The 20,190-nt window shown below is 71.3% G+C and carries 18 protein-coding genes; 11 read left to right on the top strand and 7 right to left on the bottom strand.

What is annotated here, in order from left to right:
* Positions 1–14 precede the first annotated feature (14 nt).
* Positions 15–986, bottom strand: a complete 972-nt coding sequence (locus OG252_RS13585; RefSeq protein WP_329336244.1) for an ABC transporter substrate-binding protein — start codon at positions 984–986, stop codon at positions 15–17.
* A 92-nt stretch (positions 987–1,078) separates the two neighbouring features.
* Complete coding sequence (locus OG252_RS13590) at positions 1,079–1,951, bottom strand: TIGR03619 family F420-dependent LLM class oxidoreductase (RefSeq protein ID WP_329336247.1); 873 nt, start codon at positions 1,949–1,951, stop codon at positions 1,079–1,081.
* A gap of 179 nt (positions 1,952–2,130) precedes the next feature.
* On the opposite strand from OG252_RS13590, the gene OG252_RS13595 reads away from it, so the two are divergent.
* Both OG252_RS13595 and OG252_RS13600 read left to right on the top strand, forming a co-directional pair.
* Positions 2,131–2,652, top strand: coding sequence for a hypothetical protein (locus tag OG252_RS13595; protein WP_266432286.1), 522 nt, complete (start codon positions 2,131–2,133; stop codon positions 2,650–2,652).
* 218 nt (positions 2,653–2,870) lie between these two features.
* A complete protein-coding gene (locus OG252_RS13600; RefSeq protein WP_329336249.1) occupies positions 2,871–4,481 on the top strand; it encodes a transposase in 1,611 nt (536 codons plus the stop codon).
* An 83-nt stretch (positions 4,482–4,564) separates the two neighbouring features.
* Here the strand turns inward: OG252_RS13600 and OG252_RS13605 are convergent, their stop codons facing one another.
* From OG252_RS13605 to OG252_RS13615, 3 genes are all read right to left on the bottom strand, one after another.
* Positions 4,565–5,737 carry a damage-control phosphatase ARMT1 family protein gene (locus OG252_RS13605; protein ID WP_329336251.1) on the bottom strand — a complete coding sequence of 391 codons (1,173 nt, stop codon included), beginning with the start codon at positions 5,735–5,737 and terminating at the stop codon, positions 4,565–4,567.
* A gap of 437 nt (positions 5,738–6,174) precedes the next feature.
* A complete protein-coding gene (locus OG252_RS13610) occupies positions 6,175–6,822 on the bottom strand; it encodes a ScbR family autoregulator-binding transcription factor (RefSeq protein ID WP_329336253.1) in 648 nt (215 codons plus the stop codon).
* Positions 6,823–6,893: 71 nt separating this feature from the next.
* Entirely contained in the window at positions 6,894–7,760 is an 867-nt protein-coding gene (locus OG252_RS13615) for a ScbA/BarX family gamma-butyrolactone biosynthesis protein (RefSeq protein WP_266432295.1), read from the bottom strand.
* Positions 7,761–7,976: 216 nt separating this feature from the next.
* Between OG252_RS13615 and OG252_RS13620 the strand changes: the two genes are divergently transcribed.
* Positions 7,977–8,624, top strand: a complete 648-nt coding sequence (locus OG252_RS13620; protein WP_266432297.1) for a ScbR family autoregulator-binding transcription factor — start codon at positions 7,977–7,979, stop codon at positions 8,622–8,624.
* Positions 8,621–9,475: an NAD(P)H-binding protein gene (locus OG252_RS13625; protein ID WP_329336257.1), complete on the top strand. Its 855-nt coding sequence runs from the start codon at positions 8,621–8,623 to the stop codon at positions 9,473–9,475. The genes OG252_RS13620 and OG252_RS13625 overlap by 4 nt, the downstream gene beginning before the upstream one ends.
* Positions 9,476–9,577: 102 nt before the next feature.
* On the opposite strand, the gene OG252_RS13630 is transcribed toward OG252_RS13625, so the two are convergent.
* A complete protein-coding gene (locus OG252_RS13630) occupies positions 9,578–11,377 on the bottom strand; it encodes a S8 family peptidase (protein ID WP_329336259.1) in 1,800 nt (599 codons plus the stop codon).
* Between the two features lie 403 nt (positions 11,378–11,780).
* On the opposite strand from OG252_RS13630, the gene OG252_RS13635 reads away from it, so the two are divergent.
* Positions 11,781–12,737, top strand: a complete 957-nt coding sequence (locus tag OG252_RS13635; protein WP_329336260.1) for a lytic polysaccharide monooxygenase — start codon at positions 11,781–11,783, stop codon at positions 12,735–12,737.
* A gap of 29 nt (positions 12,738–12,766) precedes the next feature.
* On the opposite strand, the gene OG252_RS13640 is transcribed toward OG252_RS13635, so the two are convergent.
* Complete coding sequence (locus tag OG252_RS13640) at positions 12,767–13,414, bottom strand: Tat pathway signal sequence domain protein (RefSeq protein WP_266432305.1); 648 nt, start codon at positions 13,412–13,414, stop codon at positions 12,767–12,769.
* Between the two features lie 469 nt (positions 13,415–13,883).
* On the opposite strand from OG252_RS13640, the gene OG252_RS13645 reads away from it, so the two are divergent.
* The 6 genes from OG252_RS13645 (at position 13,884) to OG252_RS13670 (ending at position 20,189) form a co-directional block, all read left to right on the top strand.
* Positions 13,884–14,522, top strand: coding sequence for a DUF6230 family protein (locus OG252_RS13645; RefSeq protein ID WP_266432307.1), 639 nt, complete (start codon positions 13,884–13,886; stop codon positions 14,520–14,522).
* A complete protein-coding gene (locus OG252_RS13650) occupies positions 14,522–14,959 on the top strand; it encodes a DUF6114 domain-containing protein (RefSeq protein ID WP_329336263.1) in 438 nt (145 codons plus the stop codon). Before OG252_RS13645 ends, OG252_RS13650 begins: the two co-directional genes overlap by 1 nt.
* 280 nt (positions 14,960–15,239) lie before the next feature.
* The gene (locus tag OG252_RS13655; protein WP_329336265.1) at positions 15,240–16,037 is read left to right on the top strand and encodes an SAM-dependent methyltransferase; all 798 of its coding nucleotides are present in this window, start codon (positions 15,240–15,242) and stop codon (positions 16,035–16,037) included.
* 257 nt (positions 16,038–16,294) lie between these two features.
* Positions 16,295–17,308 (top strand): substrate-binding domain-containing protein, encoded by a 1,014-nt coding sequence (locus tag OG252_RS13660; protein ID WP_329336267.1) that lies wholly within the window; start codon positions 16,295–16,297, stop codon positions 17,306–17,308.
* Between the two features lie 59 nt (positions 17,309–17,367).
* A complete protein-coding gene (locus OG252_RS13665) occupies positions 17,368–19,746 on the top strand; it encodes a sensor histidine kinase (RefSeq protein WP_329336269.1) in 2,379 nt (792 codons plus the stop codon).
* Between the two features lie 11 nt (positions 19,747–19,757).
* Positions 19,758–20,189 carry a roadblock/LC7 domain-containing protein gene (locus OG252_RS13670; RefSeq protein ID WP_266432313.1) on the top strand — a complete coding sequence of 144 codons (432 nt, stop codon included), beginning with the start codon at positions 19,758–19,760 and terminating at the stop codon, positions 20,187–20,189.
* Position 20,190 lies beyond the last annotated feature (1 nt).

Below are 20,190 nucleotides of genomic sequence, written 5' to 3' on the forward strand. Positions count from 1 at the left end.
CCGCCGGCGCCCTCTCACTTCACCAGCAGCGTCGCCGGGTCGATCGGCTTCTTCAACATCCCCTGTTTGCGCATGAGATCGGCGAGCCGGGCGATCTGCTCGCCGTCCATGTCCGGCGGATAGACGGGCAGGTCGATCGACTCGGCCTGCTCCTTGGTCACCTTGGTGTACGTCGGCAGCGCGTCGCGCACGGCAGAGGGGTCCTCGGCGGCGATCTTCACGGCGGCCTCGATGGCCCGCTGGAAGGCGGCCAGCGGTTCGGCGTTCCGGTCGGCGTACCGGCGGGTGGTGATGTATCCGCTGAGCGGGATGGACTCGACGGGCGCGGACGCCCCGTCCACGAGGATCCGCGCGCCCAACTCGTCCTGGATGGCGCTGTCGTAGGGCTCGACGGCGTGCACGGCGTCGACCTGACCCTTCTCCAGGGCCGCGCCCATCTGCGGGAAGGGGATCTGCCGGTAGACGGGGTCGCCGACTCCCTCCTTCTCGAGGATCTCGTTGAAGGTCAGCGACTGCACGTTGTTGAGGACGTTCACGGCGAGCTTCTTGCCCTCGAGGTCGGCGAGGCTCTTGATGTCGGAGTCCTTCGGCACCAGGACGTCCATCATGCGTGGCGCGGCCCTGATCGCCTCGGCGACGATGCGGATGTCGAGGGTGCCCTGTTCGTGGGCTTGGAGGTAGGTGACGTAGTTGGCGCTGGCCACCATGTCGATCTGGCCCTTGGCCAGGGCGGGCAGTGCCTGGAGGCTCTGCTGGATCTGCTGGACGCGGACGTCCAGGCCCTCCTTCTCGAACAGGCCGCGGTCCTGTGCGATGTAGAGCATGGCGCAGTCGCTCAGCGGCAGCGCGGCCACGGTGATGGTCGTTCCCCCACCGTCCGAGGACGTGGAGTCTCCGTCGTCGCCGCAGGCCGCGAGCGCCAGCGTGAGAGCGGCAGCGGCGACGGCCGCCCTTTCTCTTCCCGTGCGCCAGGGTCGTAACGCCATGGGCGCATGATGACGACCCGTTTGACATGATCACCACATACAAGCAAGCCGAATCGTCAGTCCGCCCACTCATCAGTCCTTGGAGAAAATCGTCAGCCCTTGGAGAAATGCGGGAGGACCTCGTCGGCGACCCAGGCCAGTGCGTCCGGCAACGCCTCCGTGGCCACCGGCAGCCACAGGGAGCACGCGGTGAGCCCGGCATCGGCCAGCTGCCCGAGCTCCTCCCGTACGCTCTCCGCGGTCGCGTCCGCTCCGCCCAGCGGACGACGCCCGGGCGGGGTGACGGCCGCCGCGAAGCCCGGCGGCAGCAGGAAGTGCCCCGCCGTCAGCTCCAGCGGCGGCATGGCCGGATCCCGACCCGCCTCCTCCCCGAGTACGGCCAGCCGGTCCCGTACCTCGGTGAGCCCGGCCGCGTCGAGGCCGGAGCCGTGCCAGGCGTCGCCGTACCGCAGCGCGCGGCGCAGCGCCCCGTCACTGTGTCCGCCGACCCACACCCCGGGACCGCCGTCCGCACGCGGCCGCACCCCGAGCCGCGGCTGTCCCTCGCCGCCCCGCCACAGACCCCGTATGACGGCCAGCTGTTCGTCGGCGCGCCGGCCGCGCCCGGCGAACGCCACCCCCGCGGCGGCGAACTCCTCGGCGTCCCAGCCGGTCCCGACCCCCAGCGTGAAGCGGCCGCCGGAGAGGCGGTCGAGGGTGGCGCTCTGGTGCGCGATCACGGCCGGGTTGTAGAGCGGAAGGATCAGGACGCTGGTCACCAGGCCGATCCGGGTGGTCGCCCCGGCCACGGCGGACAGCAGGACGAGCGGGTCCGGAGTGACGCCGAGATCCCCGGCCAGCAGGTGGCTGCTCGCGATGACGTGGTCGAAGCCCAGGTCCTCGGCCGTGCGGGCCGTTTCCAGGACGCCGTCGAGCTCGTCCTCTCCCGCGGGCCACAGGCGGTGCGGTGCCACTCCGATACGCATGTACGGCTCCCCTCGTGCGGTGTCACGGGACACAACACCGCGACCGCCCCTCCCGATACCGCACTTTCGAACTTCGCCTGCGCTCTCAAATCCCCTTCCATGGAAGGGACATGAGACCCTGAAGCCGGGAGAGGGGTTCGGACGTAGCCGTCGAGGTGTGTGCCGACAGGGGGTCCTCGATGTTCGGGGCAGAGTTGTTCACCCAGACCGCTGCCGCCGCCGCGGGCACGATGGTCGCGCTGATGACCACGGACGCGTGGCAGGCGGCCCGGAACCGGATCGCCCGGATCCTGGGGCGCGAGGGTGTCGCGGAGCTGGACCGCGCGCGGGCGGCGCTCGATGCCGCGCCACCGGGCCGGCAGGAGATCATCCTGCGCGAGCAGCGGGAGCGGTGGGACGCCACGCTGCGCACGCTGCTGGCCCGGGATCCGGAGTTGTCCGGCCAACTGACCGCGTTCGTCGAGGAGTTCTCCGGTGTGGCGGACCAGTCGGTCGTCATCTACGCCCAGCACGCCCAGTTCGGGTTTCCCGCGCCGGCGCCCGAGACGCCCACGCCGGGCGCCCTGACCGTCGCCCCGCCGCTGGGCCGTCTCGATCGCCGGGTGCGCGGGCGGGAGCCGTTGCTCGACGCGCTCAAGTCGCTGGTCGGCAAGGGGTCGGAAGCTGCTGCCGGTTTACTGAGCATGAGCGACTTCCGGTAAGCGTGAGTGAGTGCTGGGGCTGGATGCGGTTGTTCCGCTGTGCGTCAGAGGACTCCTCCAGCCTGGGTGCGCTGTGGTCCTCGGTCCTCCTTGCCGAGAGGGGAACGGGAGTTCCCGGGTCGAATGGGTGACCTTTATGGAGGCTGCTCGTTGACTGCGATGATGGGGATCTGCGGCCGGGCGGGGGTGGAGGGGTGGGTGGTTTGCGGGAGGTGGCGATGTCGTTCGTGGTGCCCGGTCCGGCGGGGGTGGCGATCCGGGACCGGCTGCGGGTGTCGGAGTCGGACGCGGCGGTCCTCGCCGAGGTCGGGATGGTCCTGGGGTCGCTGGCCGCGGCGGATCTCGCGGAGCGCTCCCGGCAGGGGTTGGTGCATGATGCGGCCGGGTGGGCGGTGCGCAAGCGGGAGCTGACCGGGAGGTCGTCGGCGCGCTGGGCGGGCAGCATCACCAAGGCCACCCATGACCAGTGGGCGCTGGCCCGGCGCGGCCAGGCCGCCCACCTGACCTGGCTGCGTCGGCAGATCGCCTCCATCGAGGCGCGGCTCGCACGGCCGCTGGGTGCCAGGGCCGACAAGTGGGCAGGCCTGGCGCGCGGCTATGCCTCGCGTGGTGAGTGGCATGCCAAGTCCCGCCGCCTGCACACCCTCAAGGACCGCCTCGCGGTGGTGGAGGCGGACCGGGCGGCGGGCCGGGTGCATGTGGTGCGCGGCGGTAAACGCCTCGCGAACGCTCGCCACCACCTTGAGGCGGCCGGGCTGAGCGAGCAGGCGTGGCGGGAGCGGTGGCGGGCGGAGCGGATGTTCCTTACCGCTGACGGGGAGTCCGGCAAGCGGTTCGGCAACGAGACGATCCGCGTCACCGACACCGGCCAGGTCTCGGTCAAGCTTCCCGCCCCGCTGGCCCACCTGGCCAACGCAGCGCACGGCCGTTACGTCCTCGACGCGACGGTAGCGTTCCGGCACCGGGGTGCGGAGTGGCGTGACCGGGTCACCGCGAACCGGGCGGTGGCCTACCGCATCCACCACGATGTGGCGCGCGGCCGCTGGTATGTCACCGCGTCCTGGCAGCGCGCCGCCGCCCCCGTACTGCCGCTGGAGGCGGCGCTGGCGCGGGGGGTGGTGGGGGTGGACATGAACGACGACCACCTCGCCGCCTGGCAGTTGGACGTGCACGGCAACCCGGTCGGCGAACCACAACGGTTCTTCTACGACCTCACCGGCAGTACCGAGCACCGGGATGCGCAGATCCGGCACGCGCTGACCCGGCTGCTGCACCACACCCGCCGCTGCGGGGCTGGCGCGATCGCCATCGAGGACCTCGCCTTCACCGACGGCACCAGCCGGGAGAAGCACGGCCGCAACAAACGCTTCCGCCGCCTCATCTCCCGCTTCCCCACCGCGAAACTCCGCGCCCGGCTGGTATCGATGGCCGCCGAACAGAACATCGCCGTCGTCGCGGTCGACCCTGCCTACACCAGCCGATGGGGCGCCCAGCACTGGCAGAAACCCCTGACCACCCCACGACGCAAGACGTCCCGACACGATGCGGCAAGCATCGCGGTCGGGCGACGCGCCCTCGGACATCCGATCAGGCGACGGACGGCACCGCCCCACCCCGACCAGAGTGATCGTGGTGGGCATCGGACCGCCCAGGCCCGACCGGAGATCCGACGGCGTGAGGAAACCCGCCCCCACATTCCCGGACCGCGCACACGATGCGCGCCGCCCGGTAGTGGAGCGAAAGCGGGCGACCAGGGTGCCCAACACCGCTCGGGACACCCGGCTGAGCAGCAGCCCTGGCGACAGGACGCACTACCACTCAGTCGTTAGGAACGGTCAATGACGTCCTCTTTCGCTGCCCGTCGGCGGGACGTAGGGCAGCCCACCGGTACAACTCGGCAGCATAACGCTCCTCACGGCCTGACCTGGATCAGCGCATGGGTCCCGCCGGTACGCCAGCGCTGCCCCTCGGCGGCGACCAGCGCGGCCTCCGTGTCCGCGTCGAGGCCGGTGACCACGTCGGACTTCAGGGTGCGCAGGGCGGCGACCCGGCCGGGGAAGTGAGCGGTGACCTCGGCGAAGGGGGTCGTCGGGGGCCACATCCGGTCTCCCACCAGACGGCGGTAGTTGAGGTCGCCCTTCACCACGGTCAGGGTCGCCCCGGCGAGCTCGGTGCGGAGGTCGTCGGGCATGTCCGCGTACGGCAGCGGGGCGCAGGAGAAGGGGTGGGCGCGGACGGTGAGGCGGCCGTCGGCCATGGCGGCCCAGAGGCGGCGCCCGTACTCGGCGGCCCGGCCCGGCGCGTCCGTGAGGCGGCGCAGGGCGTCGACGACGTCGGCGGTCGTGGCGTCGGAGACGTAGTAGGGGTACGGCTTGACGTGCAGGACCGCCCGCTCGACACGGCCGTGGGCGAGGAGGTGGGCGATGAGCAGCAGGTCGGGGATCAGCTCGCGACCGGCGTTGTCGGCGATCAGACACAGCGCTCCGTCGCCCGTGAGCAACGACCAGAGGGTGCCGCTGTCGTCGGCGACCAGGCCCGGGACGGCGGCCCGGTCCTCCGCCTCGGCGTCGGAGAGGCGGAAGCCGAGGTCGGCACGGTTGCCCCACAGCGAGCCGTGCAGCAGGGCGGTGGCCTGCTCGTCCTCGGGCCGGTCGGCGAGGTCGTCGAGGGCCGCCAGTTCCTCGTCGGTCTCCCGGGAGTGGAGCTCGGCGAGCTTGAAGGGTCGGAAGGGGTCGATGCCCTGCCAGGCGCCGGAGCCGAAGTAGCCGACGGCTTCGAGGAGCCGACGGTAGAAGTAGCTCTCGGACCACAGCCACGGCACGTCGAACCAGGAGCGGCCGACGTACCCGTCGATGCCCCAGCTCTTCCACCGGTCAAGGTCGTGCGCGTCGGCGGGGAGCGGTTCGACGACACCCTCCGTACAGCTCACGAGCAGCTCGTCGAGAACACGGTGCTGCTCAGGACCGTACGGAAAGGCTTCACGCACCTGCCGGATGATGGCGGGATGCCGCTCGGCGAGCACACTGCGCGGAAAGGCACCGGGTTCGTTGCCGAGGATCACGGGCACGGGCGGGATGTCGGGCATACGGCTCACGGTATCGCGCAGGTCGGACGGGGCCGCGGTGGGCGGGAGCCGGGGAGCGTGGCGGGCGCGAGCCGGGGAGCGTGGCGGCGGGCAAGCCGAGAGCCCGACACACGCACGCCCAAAACCCCGCGGCGGGCAAGCCGAGAGCCCGACGGACGCACGCCCAAAACCCGGCAGGCGCACGCCCAAAACCCGGCGGCGGACAAGCCGAGAGCCCGACGGACACACGCCCAAAACCCTGCAGGCACACGCCGAGAGCCCGACAGACGCACGCCCAAAACCCGGCGGCGGACAAGCCGAGAGCCGGACGGACGCACACGCGCCCAAAACCCCCCGGCGGGTGAGCCGAGAGCCCCGCGGGCGCACGCGCGCCCAAAAACCCCGCGAGCCCAAGCCCAAGGCCCGGCACCTGTGGGGCTTCCGTCGCCCCCGGTCCTTCACCCCGCCCTGATCTCCCGCTCCAACTGCGCGACCAGCGTCAGATAGCGGGCGCGGCGCGGTACCGGAACCAGGCCTCGGATCAGGAGGTGCCACATCTCGGCGAGTCTGCGGGGCTGGCGGGTCACGGGTTCGAGGTGGCGGCTGACGACGCGGGTGCCCACGAAGGAGCAGACGAGGGAGTGGGCGGCGGCGTCGATGTCGGTGTCGGGGTGGAGGTCGGACTCCTTGACGGCGCCGAGGAGTTTGCGGGAGGCGATGTCCAGCCACTCGGTGAAGGGGTGCCGCAGCGGGGCGCGTACCTCCACTCCCCCGGTGGCGAGCCGGAGGCCGGCCCGGGGGATGGGGTCCTCGACGGACAGGTGCGCGATGCCGAAGGTGAGGCGCATCAGGGCTTCGAGGGAGGAGGAGCTACGGGCGTCCATCTCGTGCGCCAGCCCCCGCGAGGCACGCGACTGGAGCTCCATGATCGCGTGGGCCAGGTCGTCCTTCGCCGCGAAGTGGAAGTAGAGGGCGCCCTTGGTGACCTGGGCGTGCTCGACGATGTCGCTCAGGCTGGTCGATTCGTAGCCCTGCCGGTCGAACAGGTCGGCTGCGGCCGTGATGATCGTCGCGCGGGTCTGCTCAGCGCGTAACTGCCTCGGCATCGACGGGACACTCCTGGTGCGGGAAAGAACGGGTCACGCCGTTTGTTTCTTGGTCTCACCCCCACGATAGCTCACCACGCGGCGGTGCCGACGGCGCATGCGAAGACCGCCGATTCCCCCTGTATGCCCAGCACTTGTACGGTGCCGTCGCTTCCTTCCGAAACCTCTATCCAGGTGGGTTCATCCAGTTCGGCGTACCGATGGAAGGCGATGCGGAACGAAACGGGCAGCCCGGCGCCGGGACTTCGGGCCCATACCGCCTGGCGGGCGGCCTCTAGGAGCAGCATGCCGGGCACATGGTCGAGCGGGTGGTCGAAGAAAACGGGATGTGCGGTATCTACTCGCAGCTGCCAGCGGTCCGGCCGGTCGGCCGGGGCGAGGACGACGTCCTCGGGCAGCGCACGGCCGACAGCGGCGGGCGGCAGCGGGGACGGGACCGGCACGGGCGACACGGTGGCGGGTGTACGGCCGCCGCGCAGCCGCCGGTAGACGGAGTCTCCGGTGCAGGAGAACGCCACGCGCGCGGTCGCGACACGGTCGCCGCCGCGCAGGACGTCCGCCGTGTAGCGGGCTGCCACCGGGCGGCGGCCCCGGTACTGGACCTCGGTGAAGGCGACCTCTACGACCGGTTCGGCCGGCACCGCGCCCACCGCCAAGTGCTGGGGAAAGGTGTCGACTTCGAACTCCTGGAGCACGAAGTGGTGGCCCATCGGCACCTCGTACTCGGTGTGCGCAATCAGTGTTCCGCTCTGCCGCACGGTCTCCACGACGAGCAGCGGTTCGTACGCGGACCGGTCCGCCGACACGTGTAATCCGTGCGTGCGCGGCCACTGCGCCGACACGGAGAATCGGTCGGCCGCGGTCCGGCTCCAGCCGGTGAGGAACGTCTCCGCCACCGCCGCACGGTGCACGAGTTGACAGGGAACGGTCGCCGTCATGGACGGAGTTTCGGCAAGGTGCCGAGGTTGAGGCATGTCTCTCCCTACGGATCCCCCGAAGGCCATGGCGGACAGTGAGATGTCCACTCCGGTGAGCGTTAGAGTACGAGCCGACCGGTTTGTTTTCAATGAGATCAGTCCGCGGCGTCCTATGATCGGGGTCACTGCGGCACACGGTCGCCGACTTGTTCAACTCGGCGCAGTGGAGGGGCTCTTATGGCACAACAGGAGCGCGCCATCAGGACGCGCAGAGCGATCCTGGAAGCGGCGGGCGCGGTCTTCGACGAGCACGGTTATACGTCCACGACCATTTCCATGGTCCTGGAGCGGGCCGAGGTCACCAAGGGCGCCCTGTACTTTCATTTCCCTTCCAAGGAGTCCCTCGCCCAGGCGGTGCTGAACGAGCAGGTGCCGTTCGGGGCCGTGCCGCCGCAGCCCTGCAAGTTGCAGGAGATCATCGACATGACGTTCGTGGTGGGGCAGCGGCTGCTGAGCAACTCCCTGCTGCGGGGCAGCGTACGACTGGCGGTGGACCAGGAGACGCCCTCCGGTGTGGATCACGGCGAGCCGTTCCGGCAGTGGGCGCACCGGCTGACGGCCCTCCTGGAACAGGCTCGTACGCAGGGCGAGTTGCTGCCGACGGCGAACCCGCGGGAGACGGTGGACCTGCTGGTCGGCTCGTTCACCGGCATCCAGCTGATGTCACGGGCGCTGACCAACCGGGCCGATCTCGGCCACCGGCTGTCCGTGCTGTGGGCGCACATCCTGCCCAGCATCGCGGTGCCGGGAGTGCTGATCGCCCTCGACAGCAGGGCCGACCGCGGCGCCCGGGTCCTGGAATCGCTGGAGGTGGCGGCCTCGTGATCCTGCTGACCGGGGCGACCGGCACGGTCGGCCGGCACGTGGCCCGGCGGCTGTGCGGCACCGAGCCTTTGCGGCTGCTGACCCGCGACCCGCGGCGCGCCGCCGGCCTCGCGGGCCCGCACACCGAGGTCGTGGGCGGGGACTTCGAGGATCCCGGCAGCCTGCTGCGGGCCCTGACCGGTGTACGGTCCGCCCTGCTCGTCACCGCGGACCCGCTGACGCACGCCCACGACGAGAACTTCCTGACGGCCGCCCGCACCGCGGGAGTCCGTCATGTGGTGAAGCTGACGACCCTGTCGGTGACCGAGCCCGACGCCACCGATCTGGTCACCGAGTGGCAGCGGGAGAACGAACGGCTGCTGTGCGCCTCGGGCCTCGCGTGGACGCTGCTGCGGCCCCGGACCTTCATGTCCAACACCCTGAGCTGGGCCCGCTCGGTCCGGGAGGCGGGCGTGGTGCGTGCCCTGCACGGCGACACGGAGGTCGCGGCGGTGGATCCGCGGGACATCGCGGACGTGGCGGCGCGGGCGCTGACGGACAGCGAGGGGCACGCGGGCCGGGCGCACCCGCTCACCGGGCCCGAGGCCGTGAGTCCCGTACGGCAGACGGAGATTCTGGCGGAGCTGCTCGAACGGCCTCTGGTGTTCGCCGAATTGGCGGAGGATCAGGCACTGGAACGGCTGCTGGAGCGCTACCCCGCCGAGGTGGCCCATGCGCTGGTGGAGAGTTCCGCGCGCGGGCGGGAGGGGACGAAGGCGCGGGTGGAACCGACGGTCGCCGAGGTGCTCGGCCGGCCGGCCCGCGCCTACCGGGACTGGGCGGCCGACCACCTGACCGCGTTCCGCGCATGATGCGCATCATGCGCAGCATGCGCACGGTGTATATGACGGACGGCGGGCCAGCCGGTGCCCCATCAGCACCGGCCGGCCCGCCCGCCTGTCACACCCGACTGCTCAGAAGGTGAGCTTCCAGCCGTTGATGGTGCCGGTGTCCTGCGCGGCCGTGTCCTGGACGCGCAGCTTCCAGGTGCCGTTGGCCGTCTCGGAGGACGCGTTCACCGTGTAGGTGGTGTTGACGTTGTCCGCGGAGTCCGAGGAGCTCGCGGCCTTCAGGCGGTAGGCCGTACCGTCCGGCGCGATCAGGTCGAGGACCAGGTCACCGCGGTAGGTGTGGGTGATGTCGACAGCGACCGGGAGGGCCGAGGGCGCGCTGCCGGTGCGGCCGCTGACCGCGATGGAGGACTCGACCGCCGAGCCGTTGTCCGGGATGGAGACGGCGGTGGTGCTGGAGAAGGTCGTCCCCGTGCTCGTACCGCCGCTGACGGCCGCCACGGTCTTGGCCGCGTCCGCGAGACCCGCGCCGCAGCCGCCCGAGCAGGCGCCCGGCAGGGCACGGGCGTTGTTCTTGATGGCCGTCTCGATCTGCGCCGGGGTCAGCGAGGAGTTCGCCGACTTCAGCAGCGCGACCAGGCCCGCGATGTGCGGGGTGGCCATGCTGGTGCCCTGGTAGTAGGCGTACGACTCCGTGGACGGCGTGCTCGCACCCGAGTTGAGGGTGGACAGGATGCCGTTGGCGGTGCCGGTGCTGGTCTGGCCGCCGGGCGCGGAGATGTCCACGAGGGAGCCGTAGTTGGAGTAGGAGGCCTTGGCGCCGGTGCGGTTGGTCGCGGCGACCGAGATGATGTTGGCGCAGTTGCCCGGCGAGTGGCCCGACACGTTCTCGTTGTCGTTGCCCGCGGCGACGGCGATGGTCGTACCGCGGCCCACGGCGGCGTTGATGGCGCTCTGGGTCGCGGAGGTGCAGGCACCGTCGCCGCCCAGGCTCATGTTGATGACCTTGGCGACGTTGGTGTTGGCGGGCACGCCGGAGACGGTGCCGCCGGACGCCCAGGTGATGGCGTCGATGATGTCGGAGTCGTAGCCGCCGCACTTGCCGAGCACGCGCACCGGGGAGATCTTCGCGCCGTACGCGATGCCCGCGACGCCCTTGCTGTTGTTCGTGACGGCGGCGATGGTGCCGGCGACATGCGTGCCGTGCCAGGAGGAGCTGCTGGCCGGGATGCCGGAACCGCACTCGTTGGCCGCGTAGTAGTCGCCCGGGTCGGCCGGGTTGCTGTCGCGGCCGTTGCCGTCCACCGAGACGGCGGTGTCGGCGATGAAGTCGTAGCCGGCCACGATGTTCGCGGCGAGGTCGGTGTGGGCGACGTAGCCGGTGTCGATGACGGCGACGGTGACACCGGTGCCGGTCGAGGTGGTCCAGGCGCCCGGCACGTTCATGCCGGCCGTGGACTCGAACAGGTCCCACTGCTTGGCGTACTCGGTGTCGTTCGGGTCGGCCTTCGCGGTGTTCAGGCGGTCCGGTACGACGTAGGCGACCTGCGGGTCGGCCTTGAACTCGGCGACGACGTCGGCGACATCGGCCCCGGTGAGGTCGGCACCCAGGTCGACCAGGGCGGCACCGGTGCCGAGGCGGCGCTGGAAGTCGAGGTCCTCGCCGGCCTCCTTGCCCTTGGCCACGGCGTCCGCCTCGGCGGCCGGGTTCGACTTGGCCTCCGCGGCGCCGGACTTGTAGCCGACGATGAGGCGCTCGGCCGGGGTGCCGGGGGCGGCCTCGGTCAGCGCGGCCGGGACGGCCGACTCCTGGGCGGCGGGTTCCTGGGCGACGGCGACCGTGGTGGTGGCGGCCGTCAGCAGGGCGGCGGAGACCGCGGCGGCGGATATCAGCTTCCGTCTGGAGGAGAGGGAGGTTCGCAAGGGCTTGCCTTTCGTGGCCGTGCTCCGGGCAGCGCGGAGCGGCGGTCGAATCGCTTCGGCGATGAAGCGGCGGGGGGTGAAGCCGGGCGGGATGAAGCCGGGTGGGGGGTGACGCGAAGAGGGGCGCGCAGGGGCCGGCCTGGCGCGGGTGCCGGCCCGTCCGGGGTTACCTGTGGGTCGGCAGTGGTCGAACGATAGGCAAAGGGAAGGTCATCGGGATACAGGGGAAACCCTTGATCCGGCCGCGATCCCACCCTCGACACCGGACGGTTGACCGGGAACGGTCTGTTTTACGCCGGTTGGCCCCCTGAACGCGCCGGGCCGGTTTCCCGTACTGGACGGGAGCACACCGTTCACCGCACGCGCGCAGGTCGTTCCCGTTCCGCCCGAGGAGACGTTCCGGATGCCCCGGACCACCGCACACCGCACCGCCGCCCTGGCGGCCTCCGTCATGAGCTCCCTGCTGCTGGGCGTGTGGGCGGCGGCGCCCGCACAGGCGCACGGCGCGCCGACGGATCCGGTCAGCCGGGTCTTCGCCTGCTCCCCCGACGGCGGCAGCCCGTCCGGGTCGGCGGCCTGCCGGGCGGCCGTCGCCGCCAACGGGGCGCCCTTCACGGCCTGGGACAACCTGCGCGTCGCGAACGTGAACGGCCGGGACCGGCAGACGATCCCCGACGGGGAACTGTGCAGCGGCGGCCTGCCCGCCTACCGGGGACTCGACCTCGCCCGCTCCGACTGGCCGTCGACCCGGCTGGCTCCGGGCGGGACGCTGACCATGCGGTACGTCTCGACGATCCCGCACACGGGCACGTTCCGGCTCTATCTGACGAAGCCGGGCTACGACCCGACGAAGCCGTTGACCTGGGACGACCTGCCGGAGCGGCCGTTCGCGGAGGTGACGGACCCGGCGCTGACGGACGGCGCGTACCGGATCAGGGCGAAGCTGCCGGCCGACCGGACGGGACGGCAGGTGCTGTACACGGTCTGGCAGAACAGCAGCACGCCGGACACCTACTACTCGTGCTCGGACGTCGTCTTCCCGGCGGCGAAGAGCGCGGAGCCGGCCGGGGCGGGATCCGCGTCGGCCACGGCGGACGGCGAGCGGGAGCGTACGAGCGCGAGTCCCTCGGCCTCCCCGGCTCCCGTCAAGAAGAGCACCGCGCAGGCCAGTCCGTCCGCCACGGCGAGCGGTCCGGCCGGCACCGACGCCGAGGCCGGCGCCGCCCCCGACAGCACGCCGGTGGCCGCCACCGGGGGCTCCGGCTCGGGCCCGTCCGCGCCGATGCTGGCGGGCGGCGCCGCCGCGGTGCTGGTTCTCACCGGGGGCGCCGCCGTGGCGGTACGGCTGCGTCGACGCTGACCGCCGCTTGAACTCCCTTACTGGATCGGTCAGTTGACGAATACCGGGGCGTCTCCGGCGGTCACCGGGGCGTACTTCGCGGTGAAGTAGCCGTTGGCGAAGCAGAGCGAGGAGCCGGATGTCCTCGTGAACTCCTGGGCGGTGAAGTTGATGCTGTTGTCGGCGTTGTCGGCCGTGCCGACCAGGCTGGGTGCCTGGTAGACGCAGTTGATGCTGCCCAGCAGGGTGCGCAGCACGACCGTGGTCTGGATGACGGACCCACTGGCCGGGGTGACCGTGACGGTTCCGTCGGAGGTCACGGATGTGGTGTACGGCAGGTTGTTGACCGTGATGCTGGTGACGCCGAGCACGCCGACGACGTTGGCGGTGCAGCTGCCGAAGGTGTGCGCGTCGAGCGACTCGGTGGCGGTGCCGGGCGTGGCCGGGTTGTCGGTGACGGTGGCGGTGAACTGCGAGGACGCGCAGGAGAGGCCGCTGGTGCCGGTCGCGCTGGAGTAGAGGGTGGCGGTGGTGCCGGTGGCCAGCGGCGCGGTGAGGACCTCGCCGACCGCGACGGCGGTGCCGCCGAGGCCGCCGGTGGTGAGGACCGTGCCGTCGGCGGCCGAGGCGGGCGAGACCGCGGGGAGGATGAGGGCGGCGACGGCGGCGGTGAGGGTGAGGAGGGATCGCGTACGCATGCGGGTGCCTCTTTCCGAGGGGGGTGGGGGGCGGATTTCTCCGCGACCGGCACGGCCCAAGGGGGGAAGGGGGCCGTGCCGGTGCTCTGGGGGGGGCGCGCTCGACGCGCTCGGGCAACGAAATGCCCGTACTGGACGGAACGTCCGGGAAGCGGCTGGATCCGACGCCACGGATCTGGGGGAGCCAGGGAGAGTTCTAGACCTGCGGGTCAGTCAACGTCAAGGTTTTGTACGGGAGTTGATGCCGCCGGACACAGGTGACACACAATCAACACTCTTTTCCCGCAACATGCTTGACCCTCGAATGTAACCGCCGGTAACTTCCTCGACGGCTACTGACGCGTAACCGAGAAAGCCCTTGCAGTCACCGGGAGTTGCGAGGAGCGGGGCGCGCAGTTCCGCTGTCCGCGCCAGGACACCGTGTGCCACTGAACCCCCATCGCATTGACTATGCCCACGGGAGCAGACCATGGCCTCGTCCTCACCAGCAGTCCCCGAAGATTCCGAACTCCCCGCCAGACGCGGGCGGGTGAGGGCTCGCCGCGCCGCCGTCATGGCCGTGCCGGCCACCCTGGTCGCCGCGGGGCTCGCCATCCTGACGGCGGAGGGGGCGCTGGGTGTGCAGTTCGCCATCTCCGGCATGGCGTTCACGGTCACCGCCACCGAGCTCAACGGCACCGGCTTCGAGCAGTTCGGCGGCCTCGACCAGATGGCGCCGGGCAGCCCCAACGAGGGCGACACCGGCGGGCAGGTGCTGGTCATCACGTCCGCGATCAAGAGCGCGACGCTCACCAAGCTGTGCCAGAGCGTCGACCTGGGCGGCACCAACCTGCTGATCACCGCGGGCGGCGGGAAGGACAAGGTCGAGGCGACCGACCTGACCACCGACTCGACCGAGCTGTCCGGCGACGCCGCCTTCGACAACATCGAGATCGGCAACGACGCCAGCACCCTCACCAAGGCCGGTGTGAAGGGCCCGATCGGCGTGTTCAGCCAGCAGGCCGACACCGTGCGCATCGCCAATCTGCGGCAGACCAACTACGCCACCACGGCCGGGGTGTTCAAGCTGCCGGGCCTGAAGCTCGGCTTCAGCAGCAAGGGCTGCTGATGTCCGAGGGGCCACGTCAGGGCATGCGGCCCGCCTTCCGGCGCTGGCGGGCCGCCCGTCCCTTCTGGGGCGGGCTGCTGCTCGCCCTGGGCGGTGCGGAGATCCTGGTCACCGAGAAGGCGTCGCTGAAGGTCATGCTGCACACCGGCGCGCAGGGCCTGGCCGGCTATCTCCTGCCGACCCTCATGCTCGTGCTCGGCCTGCTGATCCTCTTCAACCCCGCGCAGCGGCTCTTCTACTCGATCACCGGCGTCCTTCTGTCCCTGGGCACCTGGGTCACCTCCAACCTGGGCGGCTTCTTCATCGGCCTCCTGCTGGGAGTCGCCGGCAGCTGCCTGGCCTTCGGCTGGCTTCCCGACCAGGAACCGCGGCGGAGCCGGCGACAGCGGCGCAGGGAGGCGCGCGAGGCGAAGGCGGCCCTGGACCAAGCTGCCTAGGGTCTGTCCGGCGGACCATGCCGCAGACGCGGGGCAGCAGTGACATCAGCCGCTCCGCGGCGGGCGCCGATCTGCGGCGTTGTCGTCGGTTGCCGATTCCCCCACTCTCGACTTCGCTCGAGCGGGGGGACTCCCATCGCATCGACGCCCTCCTCCGCCTTGCAGCTCGACGCACCATGCCCCGCTCACCCGCGTCGATCACGCACCGCCGATTTCCTGCGACCTGATCCGCCGGACAGACCCTGGATTAGACGTGAGTTGAGGATGGGAAGGGAGGTGCATGGAGCCAGACATCGACACCGGGAGCGCGCACTCCGCGCGGATCTACGACTACATCATCGGCGGCAAGGACCACTACCCGGCGGACCGCGAGGCGGGCGACGCCATGTGCCGGGAGTGGCCCGCGCTGCCGGTGCACATGCGGGCCAACCGCGACTTCATGAACCGCGCGGTGCGGCATCTCGCCGAGGAGGCGGGGATACGCCAGTTCCTCGACGTCGGCACCGGCATCCCGACCTCCCCCAACATCCACGAGATCGCCCAGGCGGCGTCCCCGGCCGCCCGGGTCGTCTACGTCGACAACGACCCCCTCGTCCTCACCCTCTCCCAGGGCCTGCTGAACGGCACGCCCCAGGGGAGGACGGCGTACATCGAGGCGGACATGCGGGATCCGGCGAGCATCCTGGACGCCCCCGAACTGCGCGCGACCCTCGACCTGACGCAGCCGGTGGCCCTGACCGTCATCGCGATCGTCCACTTCATGATGGACGAGGACGACGCCGTGGGGATCGTCCGCCGTCTCCTCGACCCGCTGCCCTCCGGCAGCTACCTGGCGATGTCCATCGGCACCGCCGAGTTCGCACCGGACGAGGTGGGGCGGGTCGCCCGCGAGTACGCGGCGCGGGGCATGCCGATGCGGCTGCGTACCCTCGCCGAGGCCGAGGAGTTCTTCGCGGGGCTGGAACTCGTCGAGCCGGGGATCGTCCAGGTCCACAAGTGGCATCCGGACGGCACCGGTACCGAGGTGATCCGGGACGCGGACATCGCGATGTACGGGGTGGTGGCGCGCAAGCCGTGACGCGGTCGGGCGCCGCCCGGGACGACGGGCGGCGCCCCGTTCCGCAACCCCGCTGACCCCGCTCGCGGCCTTCCCGCGGGCAGCGGACCATCACAATGCGGCACCGAGAGCTCACTGCGAGCGGCCGATCACTTGACTACCGGCGGTCACACACGGTTGGCTCCAGGCCAGTGAAAGTTCAAGCGGTCGGCGTACGCTGCGATCCGGCCTCACTTTCACGTTCCACTTGCTCGGCCGCACAGCGAGGTGCCACCTCCATGAACACTCCTCCCCCACCTCAGCTTTCCTCCGGATCCGTTCGTGGGGCCGCCGTGGTCGCCGCGATCTGTCTGCTCCTCGCCGGGTGTTCAGGTTCCGGCGGCGCGCGGCTCGACTCGGGCGCCGACGCGGCGGGCGCGGCGGACTCCGGCGGGATCAAGGTCGCACTGATCACCCACGGCGGCAAGGGGGACGACTTCTGGCAGCTGGTGCAGAAGGGCGCCCGGGCCGCGGCCGCCAAGGACGGCATCGAGCTGACGTACGCGAACGACTCCGACCCGGCCGGCCAGGCGGAGCTGGTGCGGGACGCGATCCGCGACAAGGTCGACGGCATCGCGGTGACCCTGGCCAAGCCGCAGGCGATGAAGGGTCCGGTCGCCGAGGCGAAGGCGGCGGGGATCCCCGTGGTCGGTCTCAACTCCGGCATCGACGACTGGCGTTCGGCCGGTCTCCTGCAGTATTTCGGCCAGGACGAGAGCCTCGCGGGCCGGGCCGTCGGGGACAAGCTGGACGGCCTCAAGGCCCGGCACGCCCTGTGCGTCATCCACGAGCGGGGCAATGTCGCCCTGGAGGCGCGCTGCGCCGGTCTGAAGAAGACGTTCGACGGCGAGACCGAGATGCTCTACGTCGAGGGCACCGACCTGGACGCGGTGGACGCCGCCATCACGGCCGGCCTGCGACAGGACCCCGGCATCGACGAAGTCGTCACGCTGGGCGCGCAGTTCGCGCGGGCCGCGGTCGCGTCGGTGAAGGCGGCGGGCAGCCGGGCCCGGGTCGCCACCTTCGACCTCGACAAGGACCTGGTCAAGGCCGTGCGCAGCGGCGATGTGCAGTTCGCGGTGGACCAGCAGCCGTATCTGCAGGGCTATCTCGCCGTGGACTCCCTCTGGCTGTACAGGACGAACGGCAATGTGAGCGGCGGCGGCGTGGCGCCCGTGCTGACCGGTCCCGCGTTCGTCACCAAGACGAATGTCGCCTCGGTCGAGCGGTTCGCCGCGGCCGGAACCCGCTGACCGGCCGCCCGCAGGCCCCGCCCCCTCCCCCGTTTTCCGCCGATCGCCCAAGGACGGCCATGTCTCGACGGACAGGTGCCCGGCGCCGCCGCCTCGGATCCATACGTCTCAACCTCATCCTCCTGGCGCTGGTCCCGAGCGTCACTCTCGCCGCCGTGTGGGCTCTGACGACGACGCAGATGTTCTCCGAGGGCCTCCGGCTGCGCTCGCAGACGGAGCTGAGCAGGTCGACCGGCGCCATGGGCACCGACGCCACGCTCGCGCTGCAACAGGAACGCGGTCTGTCGGCCGCCTGGCTGGCCTCACAGCCCGGCGCCCGGGCCGCCCTGGACCGGGCGCGCAAGGAGACGGACGCGGCGGTCACCCAGCTCGTCGGCCACTCGGACCAGCTCCGGCGGGCCCCCGCCCGCATCGCCGACCGGCTGTACTCGGTCGTCGGGTCGGTCGGCAGCCTGGAGTACTACCGCAGTCAGATCGACGACCCCCGCGACATCACCGCCGAGCAGGCGCTGGACCAGTACACCTCGATCATCGACGACCAGATCCACGCCTTCCAGGAGCTCTCCCAGGTCGACGACGGCGACCTCACCTCGCAGGCCGGCCCGCTGGTCGCGCTGGAGCACGCGGCGGAGCTGGTCTCCCAGGAGGACGCGCTGCTCACCCTGGCCTGGCCGAACGGGTACGTCGATGAGAAGACATGGACCGAGTTCGCCGAGATGGTCAGCACCCGCCGCTGGATCGTCGAGGACGAGATCCTCCCCTCGCTGCGCGGCAGCACGAAGGCACAGACCGAGCGGATCCTGCAGAGCGCCGAGTGGCAGACCCTGCAGACCGTCGAGGACAAGGTGCTCGCGGCCCGGCCGGCCGGCGACGCCCGCAGGGTCGACCTGCCCGTCGCCGCGCGGAAGCAGTGGACCACCGCCCTGCAGACGGTCTCCGACCGGTACGGCGTCCTGATCCGGCAGCAGACCTCCGGACTGCTCACCCGCAGCGCCGACAAGGCCGACGGCCTGCTGCTGACGGCGGCCTCCCTGAGCGCGGGCGGACTGGTCGCCCTGCTGCTGTGCGCCGGCATGTCCTGGCGGATCACCCGTTCCCTGTCCCGGCGGCTGCGCGGCCTGCGGCAGGCAACGCTCGGCCTGGCCGAGGAACGGCTGCCCGACGTGGTCCGGCGGCTGGAGAAGGGCGAGACGGTCGACGTGGACCTGGCGGCGCCCCCGCTGGACTACGGCTCGGACGAACTCGGGCAGGTGGCCCAGGCGTTCAACACCGCGCAGCGCACCGCCGTGGTGACCGCCGTCGAACTCGCCGACACCCGGCGCGGCTTCCAGAAGGTGATCCTGGGCATCGCCCGGCAGAGCCAGAACCTGGTCAACCTCCAGCTCAGCCAGCTGGACGCACTGGAACGCGAGCACCAGGACCCCGACGTCCTCAAGGGTCTGTACGAACTGGACTCCACGGCCAGCCAGTTGCGCCGCTACGAGGAGAACCTCGTCATCATCAGCGGCGAGCAGCCGCGGCGCAGCTGGACCGAACCGGTCGCGCTGGCCGACATCCTGCGCAGCGCGGTCGGCGAGGTCGCCGAGTACCGGCGGGTGGAGGTGCACACCGACGAGGAGGTGTGCCTCGCCCCGCCCGCGGTGGCGGACGTGATCCATCTGCTGGCCGAGCTCATCGACAACGCCACCGTGTACTCGCCCGCGCCCAGCCCCGTCGGGGTGCGGGCCTCGATGGTGGCGAAGGGTCTGGCCGTCGAGGTCGAGGACCGGGGCCTGGGCATGTCCGAGGACGACTACGCCTTGCTCAACGCCCAGTTGGCCGGGCCGTCGAAGTTCGACGTGGTGGCGCTGGCGGACGACCTGAGGCTCGGCATGTTCGTCATCTCCCGGCTCGCCCACCGGCACGGCATCACCGTCACCCTGCGCCCCTCGCCGTACGGCGGGACGACGGCGATCGTGCTGATCCCGCACGACGTCGTGGTGCGGGAGCCGGCCGACGCGGGTAAGGACGGAGAGACGGACGCGAAGGACGTACGGAATGTGCCGGAAGTGCCGGACTCCGAGCTGGTGAAGGCCGGACCGCCTTCCCGCACCGCCCGGCCCCTGACCGCCGCACGGACCGCCCCCGCCGCGGCCGGCGCCCCCCGGTCCGACGGACTCGCCCCGCTGCCCCGCCGGGTGCCGCAGACCAGCCTGGTCGACGAACTCCGCGAGGACGCCGCGCCCGCCGTGGAGGACGACCTCGACGACTTCACCGCGGAACGCGCCGCCTCCTCGCTCGCCGGATTCCAGCGCGGAACGTTCCGGGCGCGGGACGAGGACGCGGACGAGAACGACGGCGAGGGCGAGAACAAGGACGAGGACGAGGACGAGGACGAGGACGAGCAGACGCCACCATCGCCGGCCGGCACCCCGGCCCCGCACACCGACCGCTCATGAAGGACACCGCCATGACACGCCCCACCCCCGCCACGGACACCCAGCTGGACCAGTTGCTCACCGGACTCGTGGACCGGGTCGCCGACGTGAACCACGCCGTGGTGCTCTCCGAGGACGGCCTGGTCGTCAGCAGGTCCACCGGGTTCGTGCGCGACGACGCCGAACGGCTGGCGGCGACCGCGTCCGGGCTGATGAGCCTCAGCAAGGGCGTCAGCATGGACTTCCGGGGCGGCCCGGTGCGCCAGGCGCTCATCGAGATGGCCAACAGCTATCTGATCCTCACCTCCGCCGGGCCCGGCGCGCACCTCGTCGTGCTGACGGGACCGAAGGCGGACGTCGGTGTGGTGGCGTACCAGATGAACCTGCTGGTGAAGAAGATCGGCGAGCACCTGAGCGCGGCGCCGCGGGCGCATGTCGGCCCAACGACCGCCACCGGCGAGTGAG

Source organism: Streptomyces sp. NBC_01352 (genome assembly GCF_036237295.1).
GTDB lineage: Bacteria > Actinomycetota > Actinomycetes > Streptomycetales > Streptomycetaceae > Streptomyces > Streptomyces plumbiresistens.

Bases quoted from the DNA above. Each gene is read 5' to 3' on its own strand.
- OG252_RS13585 (WP_329336244.1), bottom strand. From the start codon at position 986: ATGGCGTTACGACCCTGGCGCACGGGAAGAGAAAGGGCGGCCGTCGCC.
- OG252_RS13590 (WP_329336247.1), bottom strand. From the start codon at position 1,951: ATGCGTATCGGAGTGGCACCGCACCGCCTGTGGCCCGCGGGAGAGGAC.
- OG252_RS13595 (WP_266432286.1), top strand. From the start codon at position 2,131: ATGTTCGGGGCAGAGTTGTTCACCCAGACCGCTGCCGCCGCCGCGGGC.
- OG252_RS13600 (WP_329336249.1), top strand. From the start codon at position 2,871: ATGTCGTTCGTGGTGCCCGGTCCGGCGGGGGTGGCGATCCGGGACCGG.
- OG252_RS13605 (WP_329336251.1), bottom strand. From the start codon at position 5,737: ATGCCCGACATCCCGCCCGTGCCCGTGATCCTCGGCAACGAACCCGGT.
- OG252_RS13610 (WP_329336253.1), bottom strand. From the start codon at position 6,822: ATGCCGAGGCAGTTACGCGCTGAGCAGACCCGCGCGACGATCATCACG.
- OG252_RS13615 (WP_266432295.1), bottom strand. From the start codon at position 7,760: ATGACGGCGACCGTTCCCTGTCAACTCGTGCACCGTGCGGCGGTGGCG.
- OG252_RS13620 (WP_266432297.1), top strand. From the start codon at position 7,977: ATGGCACAACAGGAGCGCGCCATCAGGACGCGCAGAGCGATCCTGGAA.
- OG252_RS13635 (WP_329336260.1), top strand. From the start codon at position 11,781: ATGCCCCGGACCACCGCACACCGCACCGCCGCCCTGGCGGCCTCCGTC.
- OG252_RS13640 (WP_266432305.1), bottom strand. From the start codon at position 13,414: ATGCGTACGCGATCCCTCCTCACCCTCACCGCCGCCGTCGCCGCCCTC.
- OG252_RS13645 (WP_266432307.1), top strand. From the start codon at position 13,884: ATGGCCTCGTCCTCACCAGCAGTCCCCGAAGATTCCGAACTCCCCGCC.
- OG252_RS13650 (WP_329336263.1), top strand. From the start codon at position 14,522: ATGTCCGAGGGGCCACGTCAGGGCATGCGGCCCGCCTTCCGGCGCTGG.
- OG252_RS13655 (WP_329336265.1), top strand. From the start codon at position 15,240: ATGGAGCCAGACATCGACACCGGGAGCGCGCACTCCGCGCGGATCTAC.
- OG252_RS13660 (WP_329336267.1), top strand. From the start codon at position 16,295: ATGAACACTCCTCCCCCACCTCAGCTTTCCTCCGGATCCGTTCGTGGG.
- OG252_RS13665 (WP_329336269.1), top strand. From the start codon at position 17,368: ATGTCTCGACGGACAGGTGCCCGGCGCCGCCGCCTCGGATCCATACGT.
- OG252_RS13670 (WP_266432313.1), top strand. From the start codon at position 19,758: ATGACACGCCCCACCCCCGCCACGGACACCCAGCTGGACCAGTTGCTC.